This is a genomic window from Methanospirillum hungatei (assembly GCF_019263745.1).
GTDB lineage: Archaea > Halobacteriota > Methanomicrobia > Methanomicrobiales > Methanospirillaceae > Methanospirillum > Methanospirillum purgamenti.
In genome coordinates this window covers 742,132-757,610 of the sequence record NZ_CP077107.1, presented here as the reverse complement: position 1 = coordinate 757,610, position 15,479 = coordinate 742,132, and the positions used below count along the sequence as shown (strand labels likewise).

The following is a 15,479-nucleotide window of genomic DNA, read 5'->3' as shown; positions in this document are numbered from 1 at the left end:
TCAGACCTTTTTATCGAGTATTTCTTTTAGAAGTGTGTTCAGGTGTCCGGGATCTGCACGTCCTCTACATTTTTTCATAACCTGTCCGACCAGGAAATTCAATGCCTGCATCTTGCCAGCATAATAATCTGCAACAGCTGCCGGTTGTTCAGTAATTACTTCCTGTATCATCGTAGTTACCTGATCGCCACTGGTCTTTGCAAGGCCAAGTCGTGACACAATCTCCTGCGGGCGTTCCGGTTTCTTTCCTTCCTTGACGGCATCAAGAATCAGCCTGAGTATCTCAACTGCTGATTTGTCAGTAATAGTATCATGCTTGATGAGTGCCAGCAATTCCTTGAAGAGATCAGCAGGCATAGCGTCGATAGAAAAGTCACGGTAATTCAGTTCTCCAAGCAGGTAATCTGCTGTCCAGGTCGCTGCAAGAGCTGGATCTTCAGATGCGACAGCTTCATAGAACTCTGCAAGTTTCAGCCCTCCGGTGAGTGTCTTTGCATGTTCCGGAGATACCCCGTATTGGGCGATAAAGCGTTCACGCCGTGCATCCGGAAGTTCTGGTAGCTCAATTGTGTCAACCCAGGGTGCTACCCGGAGAGGGAGGAGATCAGGTTCAGGGAAGTACCGGTAATCATTCTCTTCCTCTTTTGACCGTGAAGAAGTCGTAACACCTCGAGCTTCAACAAAATGCCTGGTCTCTCTGGCTACGGTTTGCCCACGTCGCAGAACATTCCGCTGCCTGGTCACTTCAAAGGTAAGTGCCTTTTCAACACCCTTATATGAGGAGATATTTTTTACCTCAACCCGTTCTGACCCTTTTAATGAGATATTCGCATCTACACGAAGAGATCCTTCTTTTTCTGAGTCAAACACGTTCAGATATTCAAGGGTTGCCCGAAGTTTGTTGAGGAATTTTCTGGCCTCTTTCGGGGACCGGAGATCTGGTTCGGTGACAATCTCAATAAGTGGAATTCCGGCTCGGTTATAGTCAACAAGGGTGTATTTCCCCCGGTCAGTGGTACCCATGTGAACTGAACGGCCGGGATCCTCCTCGAGATGGATTCTGGTGATACGGATCTCTTTCTCCCCGTCATCTCCATCGATGAGAAGTTTTCCCCACTCTGCAAGGGGTTTATCATACTGCGTGATCTGGTATGCTTTATTCAGATCAGGGTAAAAGTAATTTTTCCGTGAGAACTCAGATTCATCCCGGATGGTACAGTTTAATGCCTTTGCAACCTTTAATGCAAATTCGATGGCTCGCTTGTTTACCATCGGCATACTGCCAGGAAGTCCCAGACAGACCGGACAGGTATGAGTGTTCGGTTCATTGTCACGAAAATCAGTAGAACAACTGCAGAACATCTTGGATTTCGTGTCCAACTGACAGTGAATCTCCAGACCGATGATCGTCTCCCGCTCTTCCATTATGACACCTCCTGCTCGAAAGCATATGCAGTGTCTATGATCCGCTCATCCTCGAAATAGCGTCCAATCAACTGAAGACCGACTGGCATATTATCAACCGTTCCACAAGGGACTGATAATGCCGGCACGCCAGCAAGATTTGCCGGGACGGTGAGGATATCAGAAAGATACATCTGCAGTGGATCACTCTTCTCACCAAGTTTGAAGGCAATGTCTGGCATTGTCGGTCCTGCAATGACATCAACATCCCTGAAGATACGCTCAAAATCATCCCTGACCATCTGGCGTGCTGTCTGTGCCTTCTGGTAATATCTCCCATAATATCCGGCTGCAAGAGAGAAAGTTCCCAGAATGATCCGGCGACGGACCTCTTTGCCAAATCCATCTTTTCTCTGGTCTGAGTAGGCATCATGCCAACTTTTCAGTGTCTCGATTGCCGGCCCATACCTGACCCCGTCAAACCTGGCAAGGTTACTGGATGCCTCACTGGTACAGGTAACATAGTAGGCTGAAAGAGCATATTTCATGGAAGGCATCGTACATGGCACTGCTTCAGCACCTAGAGACTCCAGGGTCTTTATTGCCGTTCTCACAACATCAGCAACTTTTGGATTGACTCCTTCTCCAAAAAACTCTTCGGGCATTCCTATTTTCAGACCATTCATGTCTGATGAAGGGGTATGTGAATATGGTTTGTTTACCGATGTGGCATCACGCGGGTCATGTCCGGCTATGACAGCATACAGTTTTGAAAGAGTTGTTACATCCCGAGCCATCGGACCAATCTGTTCCAAAGAGTTTGCATATGCGATAAGTCCAAACCTGGACACCCTGCCATACGTAGGCTTTAGACCGACTATGCCACAAAAAGCTGCAGGACACCTGATGGATCCTCCGGTGTCTGAACCAATTGCACAGTCTACAAGATGTGCAGCAACAGCAGCTGCAGAACCCCCTGAGGAACCACCTGGAACACGGGTATGGTCCAGAGGATTGAATGTCGGACCAAAGGCACTATTTTCAGTAGTGGTGCCCATCCCGAACTCATCCATATTCGTTTTTCCAACAATTGCCGCTCCGGCATCTTTTAAAAGGGTCACCACATGAGCATCATAGGGAGGGATATATCCCTTCAGTATTTTTGAGGCACATGTCGTTTCAATCCCTTTTGTTGAGATATTGTCTTTTACTGCAACGGTAACTCCGGAAAGCGGACCATCGCCATACGATACCGTCGGGATAGTGGTGATAAATGCATGAACAGCATCATCCGGCTTAAAGGATATGGTCTTCACGTTACATCACCCGTGGAGCTTTAAAGTATCCTTTTTCCGTCTGACCTGCATTCTGAAGGGATTCCTCCTGGGTGAGGGAGGGAAGAACTTCATCGTCACGAAGAATATTATATCGTTCACGAATGAAGGGCTGGTTCTGGTCAAGAGTATCAAGAACTGCAAAATATTCCAGGATGCCTGAGCACTGAGATGTAAATTCTGAAATTTCTGAATCATCAATGCCGACATCAGCGAGTTTTGCTATTTTTCTGACGTCTTCTGCGGTAACCATTGTACTTTTATGTCCTCCTGATATGTGTTATGAAATCTGAAACAGAGCTGTGATAACCATTCTGCCGGGCAATCCGTTTTATCTCTTTCCAGATCCCTGTCCCGTACTGCATGGCTTTTTTCTCGTAATATGCATACGATTCAGGCATATAGAGGCTGGCGACCTCACGAAGTGGTTTTTTTCTGACACCACCCTGTACCCGTTCAGTCGGGGGGATTGCCTGTGCAGCGCATACGACCCTGATATCAAGGTATGGCATTGACAGGTAGGCACCCATTGACCGTGCAATACCCTGATCCCGCTTGCCTTGTCGTGATAATGAGTCAAAATCACGGGCGAATACTTCATCAAGGAGGTGAGGCGGAGTTTCAAGATATCTGGCATACCCACCAAAGACTTCGTCTGCACCCTGCCCGGTAAGTATACGCTCATACCCCAGGTCTTGTGCGGTTTCTGCAACAAAATAGAGCGTCGTTCCTATGGCAACATCAACCGGATTTGGATCATGAATAAGGGATATGACAACCGGGAGTGCATCTGCGACATCTTGTGGCGTAACGGTTCGGACGTGGAGGGATAGGTCAAGTATCGTTGCTACTTCAGTTGCCTGCCTGATATCATGGCACCCCTCCATTCCTACAACAAGGCATGGTCTTTGTGCTACAGCAGCAACAAGGGCTGAGTCAACCCCTCCGGATAGAGCAGTAATTCCTGTATCTGACCTGATTTCAATAGCTGATCTAATTGCATCAGCCAGAGGGAGATTCTGGCAGGGTGGATGGACTGTCCCAACTGCTTTACCATCACACATGATTGACCCAGCCGGACATGGACCGGGGATAATTCCATACTGATCCCGGGCAGAGCATGTTCCATATTCCAGGTAAAATTCACCATTAAACCGGGAAACAAGAGAAGGATTGCGCTCAAGTACCTGCTCTAATTCTTCTGGTGATAATTTTTTACCTTCCAGCTCAATCCAACCGGTCAGATGCATACGTCTCAGGACATGAACCACGATCTACATAAATGTGATCCGAATATCTCTTCCACCATAAGATCACATGAGACAGACTTTTTACGTGACGATGTAAATACCTCGGAAGAGTTGTGCAGATATGTATGGGGGAGGAACGGTGATGAGAGGAATAGCACTGATGGTTGTTCTGACGTTTGTGTGTGGGATTTGTGGGATTACATCAGGGCTGCCTCCGGGTTTTTGTCTTGGTGATGATGGTTCTCTTGCGCTTGGCGTGTTTGCCCCACAAAAAACACCATCCGGGGAGGAGAGTATTCTTCTTAATGAGATTCAGGCTTTCAGGGATTCCTCAGGAAAAAATCCGGCACTTGGTGTTTTTTCTGATGAATGGATGACGGATAGGAAATTTCCGTCAGAAAGTGCTTCAATCCTTCGAAACGAGGGGATGGTTCCTTATATCCGGCTTATGATGCGAAGTACAGATACACCATATCAGAAAGAACCGCTCTATACTCTGAATAATATTGCACTTGGAAAGTTTGACGGAGAACTTCGGGCATGGGCTCGTGAGGCACGTTCGTTTGGCTCGCCAATCCTGATTGAATACGGGACTGAGATAAACCAGTGGGGATATCCCTGGAACGGATACTGGAATGGAGAAAAAAAAGGTCTGGATTCTTTCCGTGATGCGTACCGTCACATCGTCACGATTATGAAAGAAGAGGGGGCTTCGAATCTGATCTGGATATATCATGTAAATGCAGAAAGCCAGCCTGTAGAAGAATGGAATAATATGTCCCTGTATTACCCTGGAGATGAATACTGTGACTTGGTAGCGATCTCTTTGTTTGGAACAAAAAAACCCTTTGAGGCTGGAACGAAACCATTTAAAGAGACATTGGATGCTACCATATACACCCTGCAGAACGGATCGATACAGAAACCCATTCTGCTTATAACAGGAACAGACGTGCAGGGCCGGTTTGCCGATCCGTCCACATTTGTAACGAATGTACTCTCCCCATTATCAGAAAAAGTATGGCCACAGGTAAAGGCCCTAATCTGGCTCAATGCAGCATGGAAGAATGATAATAATCCCCTTCATGATACGTCTATGAGACTACAGGATAATTCAACAGTTGCGAATGCTTTCAAAACCAGTCTTCAATCTATCCAGGTTCAGGAACATCTGACCTGTTCCTGATTTTTGTAATAATATGCGATCAGGATGCGGGCTTTCTCCTCTGATTTCGCCTGGTTGTCGGATTCTTATTTTAGGGAGTTACCCATCTGTTTTGTCTCTAAAAGCTGGAGAGTATTATGCAAATCCCCGAAACATGTTCTGGAACATTATCGAATCAATATTTTCGATACCTCTTACTCTGCCTTATAAAGAACGTACTTCCCTCATTCTTGCCAGGAATGTTGGCTTATGGGATGTGTATAGCTCTTGCGATCGGGAGAGAAGTGCAGATATTAGAATTAAAAACCCAGAACCAAATGACATCCGGTGGATTATCTCTCAATATCCAACAATCGATGTAATTTTTCTAAATGGTCGTGAGGCAGAAAAAGGATTTAAAAAATTTTTTCCTGATATTTCTATTGCAACTAGGTATCTTCCTTCTTCAAGTCCGGCACATGCCGTGCGGCTTTCGGAAAAAATTGAGAAATGGAACGTGATAAACGAGATTAATTAACTTGACTTATCGTCTCTTTCCGGCGTAGGTTGCCTTTGAACCGAGTTCTTCGTGAATTCTGATAAGCTGATTATATTTTTCAACCCGTTCTCCTCTGCATGGTGCTCCGGTTTTGATTTGTCCGGTCCCAAGGCTAACTGAAAGGTCGGCAATAAATGAATCTACCGTTTCACCGCTTCGGTGTGATATCATTGAATTCCATCCGGCATTGCGTGCCATGGTTACTGCTGCAATGGTCTCTGTGATGGTTCCAATCTGGTTGAGCTTAATAAGTACTGCATTTGCTGCTTTTTCTGATATACCACGGGAGATTCTTTTTGTGTTTGTGACAAAGAGGTCATCTCCGACCAGTTGTACCTTCTTTCCGATGGCTTTGGTCATTGCAATCCAGCCATCCCAGTCATCTTCTGCAAGCCCGTCTTCGATAGAAATGACCGGGTATGCTGCGGTAAGATCCTGGTAATATCCTGCCATCTCTTCAGATGAAAGTTTTTTCCCTTCACTTTTTAGTTCATATGTTCCATCAATGAAAAATTCACTTGATGCCGGATCAAGGGCAAGGGCAATATCAGAACCTGGTTTATATCCTGCTGCCTCTATTGCTTCTGTGATAAAATCAAGTGGAGCCCGGTTTGATGGAACTTTAGGTGCAAAACCCCCTTCATCGCCGACACCAGTGCTGAGACCTTGTTTTTTCAGGATCGATTTTAAGGAATGATAAACTTCACAGCCCCACCTGACTGCTTCTGGAAAATTCGGGGCTCCAACAGGAGCAATCATATACTCTTGGAAATCAGCTCCCTGCCAGTTTGCATGTGCTCCCCCATTTAAGATGTTCATATAGGGAACCGGAAGAAGATAATTCCGTTCTGACAGGTGTTCATACAGGGGAACCTGTAACGCCTGTGCAGCTGCTCTTGCAACTGCCATTGATACTGGAAGAAGAGCATTTGCACCAATTCGTCCTTTATTTTCTGTTCCATCAATGGATATCAGGGAATTGTCAACCGCTGCTTGATCTGTTCCATCCATTCCGGTTAATGCTTTCCGGATATCGGTATTGATAGCTTCTACGACTTTCCGAACACCTTTCCCAAGGAACCGGGAATCTCCATCGCGTCTCTCAATTGCTTCATGTGTTCCGGTTGAGGCCCCGGATGGACAAGCTGCCCTTCCAAAATAACCTCCGACCAGTGTTACGTCAACTTCAACCGTGGGATTTCCACGGGAATCAATAATTTCTCTTCCGATTACTTTCTCAATCTGAACCATACGAATAACCTCATTATGCTCCGATACTTGCAAGACTACAGGATTCTGTTACATATACCCAGTAGGAGTGAGTTGGGAGCAACATCCGTGAATCTGCCTGTTCATTTGATCCGCCATTCACTATGGTGGTCTCAAATTGCTGGACTGCTGGATCCCACCCGATAACTTCTGTCCAGGCATTTCGAATGGAAAGAAGTGAATCACGTGCTGAAGCAGGAGTATTTCCTGTAAATCCAAACATGTTCCAACCGGCTGTCATATCCTTAACAGGTGGGACCTGGAGTGGATCATCGGAAAATTGTAATTTTACCGTAGATGGTGATGATGAATATACCCAGTACCCTTCGAGCGGGAGAATTTTTTCATCTGCAGTCAGGTCATTCCACCCACCATCTTTCTGGTTGTATGTCCAGATACTATGACCTGCTGATTCTAGACCGGTAAAAATCGCGGCAGTATTTGAGTCATCAGCAAGTCTGCGGGGGACAGACATAAAATTCCATCCCTGGACGAGATCAATTGAACCGCTTAAATAATCAGTGTCAATATTCAGAGCAGGAGGTTCTGCAAGAGTTGTAATCTCTCCTGCACTGGCATTTTCCTCTCCGTATACAAGTCCGGTGCACAAGCATAGAAGAATGCACCCAAACCAGAGTAACCATATTTTTTTCATCTCGTCCATTCCTTATCGTCTGGATACAAATTTCTGTGTAAATATATTTCTTTCTGTCGTCATGATGAGATATTCTCATCATATACGCCTGACAAATGCTCTTTTGTGAATACACATATCCTTCCTTTGTCACAGGATCTCTTTGACCTTGATCTTACTCTTTCTTGTGGACAGATATTTGGCTGGAAAAAAACCGGTGATATGTGGAGCGGAGTCCATAAAGGGAGCATTGTTTCTCTCATTCAAAATGATGAAGGTATCGTGTACTCCGGGATTAGTGAGTCAGCGCTTTTTCGGTTTTTAGGACTTCATGATGATATGAAAAAGATTCATTCCTCAATAGAGGAACATATTTTCGCATACCGAAACGGACCGGATAACTTCTTTTCTACGCAGTATGAACTATCAAAAAGGCTTCGAATTTTACGGCAGGATCCCTGGGAGTGCCTGGTCAGTTTTATCTGTTCAGCAAATTCAAATGTCCGGACGATAGGAAAACGCATCAATCTCATCCTGGACAGGCACGGTACCTCATGCGGTAAAGGAAAATGCAAATTTCCGGATCCCTGTGTGCTTGCATCTTGTAGTGAGCAGGAACTTCGTGATTGTCTGGCTGGGTACCGGGCTCCATATCTTATTAAAACTGCCAAATACATCAGTACTCATCCGGATTTTTTACCGTCTATTGCACAAATGTCATATCTGGATGCAAAAAGAGCTCTGATGGTGTTATCTGGTGTAGGTCCAAAGGTTGCTGATTGTGTTCTTTTGTTTGCATTTGAGCGTCTTGAGGCGGTCCCCATTGATATAAGGATTCGATCCATCATTGAACATCAGTATGCCCCCATTATAAAATTTCAAAAAACCGGTAGATATTCGTATGATGATCTCTCCCTGTTTTGTCAGGAATACTTTGGTCCTTATGCAGGATATGCTCAGCAATTTTTATTTGCGACCAGGGATTTTTAAAAAATTACCATATCCGGAGTATTATCATGTACACCAGATATGCGCATGTTGCTGTTAGTGGTATGGTAATAATCCAGGCAGTTACAATTTGCCTCACGATAGACCATTGAACTGCCGCACTTCCCTGGGTTGCGCCAACACCCATGATACATCCGCTAATAGCATGAGTGCTTGACACCGGGACACCAAAAATCGTGACAAACAACAGAACAAGTCCTCCTCCGGTTTCAGCACAAAATCCCTGGTATGGCCGAAGATGGGTAATCCGCTTTGCCATAGTCTGCACTATCTTCCATCCCCCGGTCAGGGTTCCAAGTGATATTGCAGCACTTGATGTCAGGATTACCCAGAGAGGAACCTGAAAATCAGATAAAACACCGGCGGTCACGAGCATTGCTGTGATTATACCCATAGCATGCTGGGCATCATTGCTTCCATGGCCGATACTGTAAAATGAAGCGGAGACTATCTGAAGTTTATTAAAAATTTTGTTCATCAATCGTTGATCCTGATTTCTACAGAGTCGTATTGTCAGACATCCAAAGAGGAATGCTCCGGCAAAACCAAGAGAAGGGGATATGACGATGAATAGGATGATTCCAAGTAGTCCGCTTATAGGAAGTACCTGGAGAATAATACACAGGGGGATGGTGAATACAAACCCGAAAAGTCCACCAATGCCAAGATAGCTTTTGATGTCCGGTTCATCTTTTATCTTCGCAAGCCCTGTCAGAAAAATCGCTCCGATGATTGCTCCAATTATTCCATAGAGAATAACACCACCGATAAGAGAAAGAGAAGGAAGGATAACGACATCTATCCCACCATATGCTACAGCTGTTCCAATCAGACCTCCAATCATTGCATGGGTGGATGATATTGGAATTCCGATATATGCTGTTGCATAAATCCAAAATGATGCAACTAATATTCCGACAATTATCACTTCCAGGGTAAGCCAGCCAGGTGTAATAATTCCTTTTCCTATAGTTTTTGCAATTGCAGTTGTGAAGAATAACGGTCCAATGAGGTTAAAAAAAGCTGCCAGACATACAGCCTGTATCGGTGTTAAGACCTTTGTTGCGACGATGGTAGAAATGGAATTAGCCGCATCATGAAGACCGTTTAAAAAATTAAAGATGAGAGCAATTGCAATACCAATGATGAGGATAACTTCCATACAAATCACGAATGCCTTATACTGATATCTGATAACACGTTCACAACATCTTCACATTTGTCAGTAGCAGTCTCCAGGCACTCGTAAATATCTTTTAATTTTATTGTGGTCATTGGGTCTTCCTGGGCAAAGAGACGCTGTATCGCCTGTGAAAGAAGATCATCTGCCATATTCTCAAGCCGGTTAACCTCAATGCCACAACTTTCAAGAGGGTTGTTTTTCCGAAACGACCTGATTCCTTTGACACCACATTCCAGCTGAACTGCAGAAAGGCGGATTAACTGGGCAAAATTTTGCATGGTTTTGTCAAAATCCTTTATTCCATAGATAAGGAGTTTTTCAGCAGAATCATCGATATAGTCCAGTACATCATCCAGAGCTGAAGCGAGCCGGGATATCTCCATTGGATCAAGTGGAGTGATAAAAGTCCGGTTTAACTGTTCGTAGATCTCATGTGTAATCAAATCACCCTGATGTTCCAGATCTTTAATTTCTTTATAGGTTGTTTCAGGATCTTTTTCTTTCGTTACAATCTGTTCCAGTTTGACAGCCGCCTGCACCACAATACCGGCCAGTTGTTCAAAAAGGTCAAAAAATACTTTGTCCTGTGGTACCAACCATTCCTTAATTCCCACAGTAATCGGAACAAATATTGCGTCTATACGTAAAAAGACACCGGTCTGTTATCTCATATAGTTAAGGATGAACAGGCTGGTCTTCATAACACCTGAATATATGAAATACAGGATTGCAGAGGCTGATACTGCAAGAGGAAATGTTACTATCCAGGTGGTAACAATGTCCCTGACCACTTTCCAGTCAACTGCAGTTTTGCCTCGTGTCGCTCCAACGCCAACAATTGATCCACTAATGATGTGGGTTGAGGAGGTCGGAATACCAGTAATCGTAAGAGCGGAAATGACAAGACCGCCTGCTGAGGATGCGCAAAATCCCTGATATGGTCGGATTCTGGTAATTCCTTTAGCCATTTTTGTAATGACATTCCATCCGCCAAAAACGGTACCTGCTCCGATAGCAAGTGCCGATCCTGCCATTACCCAGAATGGGGCAGTAAATCCTTCGCTCAATCCCCCGGCGATGAAGAGCGCAGCGATTATACCCACCGCATGGAGCCCGTCATTTGCTCCATGACCAATTGCCTGGACTCCTCCAGCAACAACCTGGAGAGGAAAGAAGATCTTGTTTCTTGCGGATTGATGGGAAAACCTAAAGATATATGATACTACGATATCAAGGAAAAAACCCCCAAGAAAGCCGATTGTTGGTGAAATTATGATAAAGATAAAAATTGCAAGCAGACCGCTCACGTGTAGCAGGCCGGCTGCCATGAGAGAGACGATCATGAGAGAAAAACCGCCGACAGCACCAGCTATGATGCCCAGACGGACAGATCCTTTCAGTGCCCAGAAAATAATCGCGAGAAACAGGCTCCCACAAACTGCTCCAAAAAAGCCAGCCAGTGCAACTGCTCGAATCATCTCAAAATCAGGCCATATTACTGTTGAAAAGCCAAAGGCTGCGATAGTAGATCCTACCATACATCCGATCAATGCATGGCTTGCAGAAATCGGAAAGCCTTTTGCGGTCAATACACTTAAAAGAAAAATTCCACAAAAAAGTGCCACTACCAGAACATCCGGAGTCAGTGCTCCGGGAACTACAACGCCGGTTCCGATGGTTTTTGCGATTGCAGTCGTTAATAAAAAAGGACCGGCGATATTGCACACTGCGGCAAGGAGAAGGGCATAGAGTGGTCGAAGAGCTCGGGTAGCCACAACTGTTGCGATAGAATTTCCTGCATCATTCAGACCATTTACAAAATTAAAAAGGAATGCTAGAAATATCCCGATAATAAAGATGTATTCCATGATTTCAGGTATGCCTGATCACGATCTCATTTAAAACATGACCGACATCATTACATTCCTGTAACACCTCTTCCAGGTTTTCATAAATATCTTTGAGTTTTATCACCTGAATCGGATCCTGCATGGTGAATAGTTCCGTGACTGCCGATGATAGCAGGTCGCTGGACCTATTCCAGACCTGGTTTATGGTAGCACAGGCGTTTTTTATCTCCCTGATCTCATCCCAGGATCCAAGAAGATGAACCCCCTTTTGTATTTCAATTGATGAAATGGCAATGTATTCAGCAAATTTTCCCAGATGTGGATATGATCCGGAGAGTTGATAATTACAAATCTGGTGAGCTACCCAGTCAATGATATCAATAACATCATCAAGTGCCTTGGCAAGCCGGTGTATCTCATCCGGTTCAAGAGGAGTTATTAAAGATTCCTCAAGTCGCTCAAAAATCTTCCTGAGAAGTTCGTCTGACTCATGTTCAAGTTGATGAATCTTCTGACATGTCTGTCCTGTTCTATGTTCAAGATCAGAAACCAGTTCGGTCAAATGAGCGGAAGCCTGAACTGTCTTATCAGATATTTCACGAAAAACCTGGAGAAAAAATTGATCTTCCGGGAGAATTATGTCCCGTATTCGCATATGCTCTGATAGTACCTGAAAGGATATGAGATATTCGGCTGTTCACCGTTATCATATAGCCATTGAAAGAGAGGGAGGAGAGAGTTATTCTGCATTGGTTCAATCAGGTCATGTTACCCATAATTTTAAAAAATTCATCTGCCGGAACCTTTGCAAGTTCGGGAAACGTTCTGTTTTGAACTGAATACCGCTGCATTACCTGGTACTCAAGCCATGCACCATAAAGCGATAACTGTGCGGTAACTCCCGATACCCTGGTTACATACTGGGGATCAGATCGATTCAACGCTGGAAGAAGGTTTAATTTCACGAGTTCAGATTGTACGGTCTGGTTGTATGCGGATCTTAAATACACGAGATCTGGAGATACATTATAGGAGTGCGTTTCATTCAGGTTCTTTTTCAAACGGATATTCGCGTATTCTACTGATAAGTTAAGCATATCCGGAATTGTGTAACTGACAGAATTATCGATTCTGCCTTTTATTTCGTAGAGATCCGGGATCCAGTACTGATTCATCATAAACAAAAATTCTGAATCATTTTCAGTAAAATTACCTGACATTCCGATATCTTCCCCATAACAGGGAAGAATACCGGTTAAGGTGAATAGCAGAATGGATGTGATGAGCAAATTCGTTGAGCATAACCGCATAATTATCTCCTATAAATTTCTACGTTATAAAGAGATTAACTCTGGAGACATTTGAAGGTATCAACCCCCACTATGCCCTGATGTGTTTCGAAGAAGCGGTATGACAAGTTAGATAGATGATACTATTAAGAAAATTCAGTGTCAAAATGTAAGGGCAGGTCGAGGCGTGATTTCTGAAGTCCGAGTACTCCATGTAGATGATGAGCCGGTTATTTGTGATTTAACAAAATTATTACTGGAAAAAGATGGGAAAATCAAGGTAGATGCGGTAACCTCTGCACATGTAGCCTTGGATCTAATCAAAAGCGGTTCGTATTCGTGCATAATATCTGATTATGAAATGCCTCAGATGAACGGACTTGATTTTTTAAAAGCTGTTCGTGATATAGACAAAGATATTCCCTTCATTTTGTTTTCCGGCAGAGGCAGAGAAACAGTTATCATTGATGCAATCAATTCCGGAGCTGATTTTTACATACAAAAAGGTGGCGAGACAAAAGCTCTCTTTGTCGAGCTCAATCATAAAGTCAATTATGCCATTCAGCAGAGAAACACGCGCAATGCCTTGAAGCGTCGTGACGGGATTCTTGAGGCAGTAAGTTTAGTTTCAAACCTTTTTTTGGGAGGTGAGGCATTTGATCGTGCATTACAGGAAGCAATTACCTTATTTGGTCTGGCAACAGAAGTGGATGCAGTCAGGCTGTTCAGACTCAAAACTGAAGAGGTGCAGGGAACTTGCCTGTCATATTTTTCCTACGAGGCTTCCTGGACCAGAGCCTCTGTTCAGAATCCTGTCACTGAGGAATATCTCAGAAAACACAAATTTTTTGAAGTTGATGAAATAATTGAGCGTCTCACGAGGGGAGAGACACTTATCTATGACTCTTCTCAAATCCAGAAGATGTCCATTAATTGGACGGAATATACGGCAAAAGCCATTGCGATTTTTCCTGTCTTTGTAAATCAACAGGTATGGGGTTTATTTTCTTTTGCAGATTACCTTGGAGATCGGAACTGGACCGGTGTGGAAATAGATGCTCTTCAGGCAGCTGCAGCCATGATTGGGTCTGCAATTCAGCAGGATCGGATGAAAAAGTCGCTCCTATCAGCAAAAGAGGAATATGCATCAATGTATGCCTTGATGCGGAGATTATGTGACACGGTTCCTGATGTTTTATGGGCTAAAGATAATGAAGGTTCATTTATTTTTGTAAATAAGGCAGGATCAGATTTTCTTGATGCAAGGGACACAACTGAACCGGTGGGGAAAAAAGAGGAAGATTTTCCCTGTGGCGTCATATATCACCCGCGTGAAGATAATGATGCAGATGCAATTTTTTGTGATCTTAAGGAGCGGATATCAGTACGCACCCGAACCGGACTGACTGAATTTGATATTATTACTGTTCCATTTGTGAATAATGAAGGCTCACAGATTGGTTCAGTGACATTGGGGCGGGATATCACCAGTTATTGTCAGATAGAAAAAGCTCTCAGACGATCCCAACATCGATATGAAAATATTATAGAAGCCATCAATATCGGTGTTATCCTGGTAGATAAAGAAGGGATAATCAGAGAAATAAATCCTTGTGCACAAGAACTCCTTGACATTCCAAAAGAAGATATCCTGAATAAACATCTGAATGTTCATCCGGTTCTTTGTAAACTTGAGATGTGTGATATGATCCGTGAGGTTGTGAATACCGGAAGGGGAATATCACGGATTATTTCAAATGAGGGTGTGAGTTCCTCCGGAGAACTATATTGTATGGTCCGGTTACTTGTCCCGGAAAATGGTGGTCCTGCGGAAGTGTTGATTACTCTTGATCCTCATCTCTCCTGGTAATCACAGAAGAGAGACAAGGTCACGGAGAATTGCAGCCGGATCTTCTGCCTTGACCACACTTGATGCGAGCAGAACACCCTCTGTGCCCAGTTCGACTGCAGTTTTCACACATGTTCCTGAATGAATACCTGCTCCGGTCAAAACTTTTACTGATGAATTGATATTTCTGACTGCATCAACAGAACCTGTGATAATCTCTGGGTTTGCTTCAGACACTGATATTTTTCCTCCGATTAATTCCGGGGGTTCTATTGCTACATAATCCGGACCCAGAGCAGCAAGCGCCTTCGTGGTTGCAACATTGTTTGAACAGACACAGGAGAGCATTTGTGCTTGGCGTAGGGCCGTAACATTCTTTTCGATGTCAGCAACAGAAAGCCGGTATTCAGAGTGGTTAACTAATGAACCGATGGCTCCGGCAGATTTTATTGCAGGTAGGGGCATCCGTCCGGTATGGGCCCCGGGTTCCACTGGGTCTACATGCTGGGCGAAGACAGGAATATCATAATGGTGGATAATAGGATGAATGTCCATATACAGCGGAGCAAGAGCGATGGTAATACCGGACTCGTCAGATACTTCCCTGGCTGCTCTGGCAATCCGGTGGGCTCCGTTACCTATTGATTCGGTATAACATTTAAGGTTGACCAGAACCAGTGGGGTTTTAAGAGTGGTCGGTTTCATA

Annotated in this window: 16 protein-coding genes; 4 read left to right on the top strand and 12 right to left on the bottom strand. The window is 44.2% G+C overall.

Translation table 11 applies throughout. The features are described 5' to 3' along the window. From gatB to KSK55_RS03620, 4 genes are read right to left on the bottom strand one after another with little or no spacing between them, the layout of a single operon-like run. A complete protein-coding gene (gatB, locus tag KSK55_RS03635; RefSeq protein ID WP_218608208.1) occupies positions 1-1,425 on the bottom strand; it encodes an Asp-tRNA(Asn)/Glu-tRNA(Gln) amidotransferase subunit GatB in 1,425 nt (474 codons plus the stop codon). Next, positions 1,425-2,720 (bottom strand): Asp-tRNA(Asn)/Glu-tRNA(Gln) amidotransferase subunit GatA, encoded by a 1,296-nt coding sequence (gatA, locus tag KSK55_RS03630; protein ID WP_214418847.1) that lies wholly within the window; start codon positions 2,718-2,720, stop codon positions 1,425-1,427. Before gatA ends, gatB begins: the two co-directional genes overlap by 1 nt. A 1-nt stretch (position 2,721) precedes the next feature. Continuing rightward, positions 2,722-2,991 (bottom strand): Asp-tRNA(Asn)/Glu-tRNA(Gln) amidotransferase subunit GatC, encoded by a 270-nt coding sequence (gene gatC, locus KSK55_RS03625; protein ID WP_214418846.1) that lies wholly within the window; start codon positions 2,989-2,991, stop codon positions 2,722-2,724. 7 nt (positions 2,992-2,998) lie between these two features. Continuing rightward, positions 2,999-3,988 (bottom strand): asparagine synthase C-terminal domain-containing protein, encoded by a 990-nt coding sequence (locus tag KSK55_RS03620; protein ID WP_218608207.1) that lies wholly within the window; start codon positions 3,986-3,988, stop codon positions 2,999-3,001. 142 nt (positions 3,989-4,130) lie between these two features. On the opposite strand from KSK55_RS03620, the gene KSK55_RS03615 reads away from it, so the two are divergent. Both KSK55_RS03615 and KSK55_RS03610 read left to right on the top strand, forming a co-directional pair. Then, a complete protein-coding gene (locus tag KSK55_RS03615) occupies positions 4,131-5,174 on the top strand; it encodes a glycoside hydrolase family 26 protein (protein ID WP_218608206.1) in 1,044 nt (347 codons plus the stop codon). A 13-nt stretch (positions 5,175-5,187) separates the two neighbouring features. Beyond that, entirely contained in the window at positions 5,188-5,670 is a 483-nt protein-coding gene (locus KSK55_RS03610; protein ID WP_214418844.1) for a DNA-deoxyinosine glycosylase, read from the top strand. Positions 5,671-5,676: 6 nt separating this feature from the next. On the opposite strand, the gene eno is transcribed toward KSK55_RS03610, so the two are convergent. Further along, positions 5,677-6,942 (bottom strand): phosphopyruvate hydratase, encoded by a 1,266-nt coding sequence (gene eno / locus KSK55_RS03605; RefSeq protein WP_218608205.1) that lies wholly within the window; start codon positions 6,940-6,942, stop codon positions 5,677-5,679. A gap of 13 nt (positions 6,943-6,955) precedes the next feature. Further along, positions 6,956-7,615, bottom strand: a complete 660-nt coding sequence (locus KSK55_RS03600; RefSeq protein WP_218608204.1) for a hypothetical protein — start codon at positions 7,613-7,615, stop codon at positions 6,956-6,958. Positions 7,616-7,720: 105 nt separating this feature from the next. Here KSK55_RS03600 and KSK55_RS03595 point away from each other — a divergent pair, with 105 nt between their 5' ends. Next, positions 7,721-8,584, top strand: a complete 864-nt coding sequence (locus tag KSK55_RS03595) for a DNA glycosylase (protein WP_218608203.1) — start codon at positions 7,721-7,723, stop codon at positions 8,582-8,584. Between the two features lie 4 nt (positions 8,585-8,588). On the opposite strand, the gene KSK55_RS03590 is transcribed toward KSK55_RS03595, so the two are convergent. The 5 genes from KSK55_RS03590 to KSK55_RS03570 form a co-directional block, all read right to left on the bottom strand. Next, entirely contained in the window at positions 8,589-9,764 is a 1,176-nt protein-coding gene (locus KSK55_RS03590; protein WP_214418840.1) for an inorganic phosphate transporter, read from the bottom strand. Between the two features lie 5 nt (positions 9,765-9,769). Beyond that, complete coding sequence (locus KSK55_RS03585; protein ID WP_214418839.1) at positions 9,770-10,399, bottom strand: DUF47 domain-containing protein; 630 nt, start codon at positions 10,397-10,399, stop codon at positions 9,770-9,772. 48 nt (positions 10,400-10,447) lie between these two features. After that, the gene (locus KSK55_RS03580) at positions 10,448-11,653 is read right to left on the bottom strand and encodes an inorganic phosphate transporter (protein WP_218608202.1); all 1,206 of its coding nucleotides are present in this window, start codon (positions 11,651-11,653) and stop codon (positions 10,448-10,450) included. 4 nt (positions 11,654-11,657) lie between these two features. After that, positions 11,658-12,290 carry a DUF47 domain-containing protein gene (locus KSK55_RS03575; RefSeq protein ID WP_214418837.1) on the bottom strand — a complete coding sequence of 211 codons (633 nt, stop codon included), beginning with the start codon at positions 12,288-12,290 and terminating at the stop codon, positions 11,658-11,660. Positions 12,291-12,393: 103 nt separating this feature from the next. Continuing rightward, positions 12,394-12,945, bottom strand: a complete 552-nt coding sequence (locus KSK55_RS03570) for a hypothetical protein (protein ID WP_214418836.1) — start codon at positions 12,943-12,945, stop codon at positions 12,394-12,396. Between the two features lie 166 nt (positions 12,946-13,111). On the opposite strand from KSK55_RS03570, the gene KSK55_RS03565 reads away from it, so the two are divergent. Continuing rightward, positions 13,112-14,794 carry a response regulator gene (locus tag KSK55_RS03565; RefSeq protein ID WP_218608201.1) on the top strand — a complete coding sequence of 561 codons (1,683 nt, stop codon included), beginning with the start codon at positions 13,112-13,114 and terminating at the stop codon, positions 14,792-14,794. Here KSK55_RS03565 and tpiA read toward each other — a convergent pair whose 3' ends face one another. Further along, positions 14,795-15,478: a triose-phosphate isomerase gene (tpiA, locus tag KSK55_RS03560; RefSeq protein WP_218608200.1), complete on the bottom strand. Its 684-nt coding sequence runs from the start codon at positions 15,476-15,478 to the stop codon at positions 14,795-14,797. Position 15,479: the final 1 nt, after the last annotated feature.

Excerpts from the sequence above, each read along its gene's own strand:
- tpiA (WP_218608200.1), bottom strand. The coding sequence starts at position 15,478 with ATGAAACCGACCACTCTTAAAACCCCACTGGTTCTGGTCAACCTTAAA.
- eno (WP_218608205.1), bottom strand. The coding sequence starts at position 6,942 with ATGGTTCAGATTGAGAAAGTAATCGGAAGAGAAATTATTGATTCCCGT.
- KSK55_RS03590 (WP_214418840.1), bottom strand. The coding sequence starts at position 9,764 with ATGGAAGTTATCCTCATCATTGGTATTGCAATTGCTCTCATCTTTAAT.
- KSK55_RS03610 (WP_214418844.1), top strand. The coding sequence starts at position 5,188 with ATGCGATCAGGATGCGGGCTTTCTCCTCTGATTTCGCCTGGTTGTCGG.
- KSK55_RS03600 (WP_218608204.1), bottom strand. The coding sequence starts at position 7,615 with ATGAAAAAAATATGGTTACTCTGGTTTGGGTGCATTCTTCTATGCTTG.
- KSK55_RS03570 (WP_214418836.1), bottom strand. The coding sequence starts at position 12,945 with ATGCGGTTATGCTCAACGAATTTGCTCATCACATCCATTCTGCTATTC.
- KSK55_RS03615 (WP_218608206.1), top strand. The coding sequence starts at position 4,131 with ATGAGAGGAATAGCACTGATGGTTGTTCTGACGTTTGTGTGTGGGATT.
- KSK55_RS03620 (WP_218608207.1), bottom strand. The coding sequence starts at position 3,988 with ATGCATCTGACCGGTTGGATTGAGCTGGAAGGTAAAAAATTATCACCA.
- KSK55_RS03575 (WP_214418837.1), bottom strand. The coding sequence starts at position 12,290 with ATGCGAATACGGGACATAATTCTCCCGGAAGATCAATTTTTTCTCCAG.
- gatB (WP_218608208.1), bottom strand. The coding sequence starts at position 1,425 with ATGGAAGAGCGGGAGACGATCATCGGTCTGGAGATTCACTGTCAGTTG.
- KSK55_RS03580 (WP_218608202.1), bottom strand. The coding sequence starts at position 11,653 with ATGGAATACATCTTTATTATCGGGATATTTCTAGCATTCCTTTTTAAT.
- gatC (WP_214418846.1), bottom strand. The coding sequence starts at position 2,991 with ATGGTTACCGCAGAAGACGTCAGAAAAATAGCAAAACTCGCTGATGTC.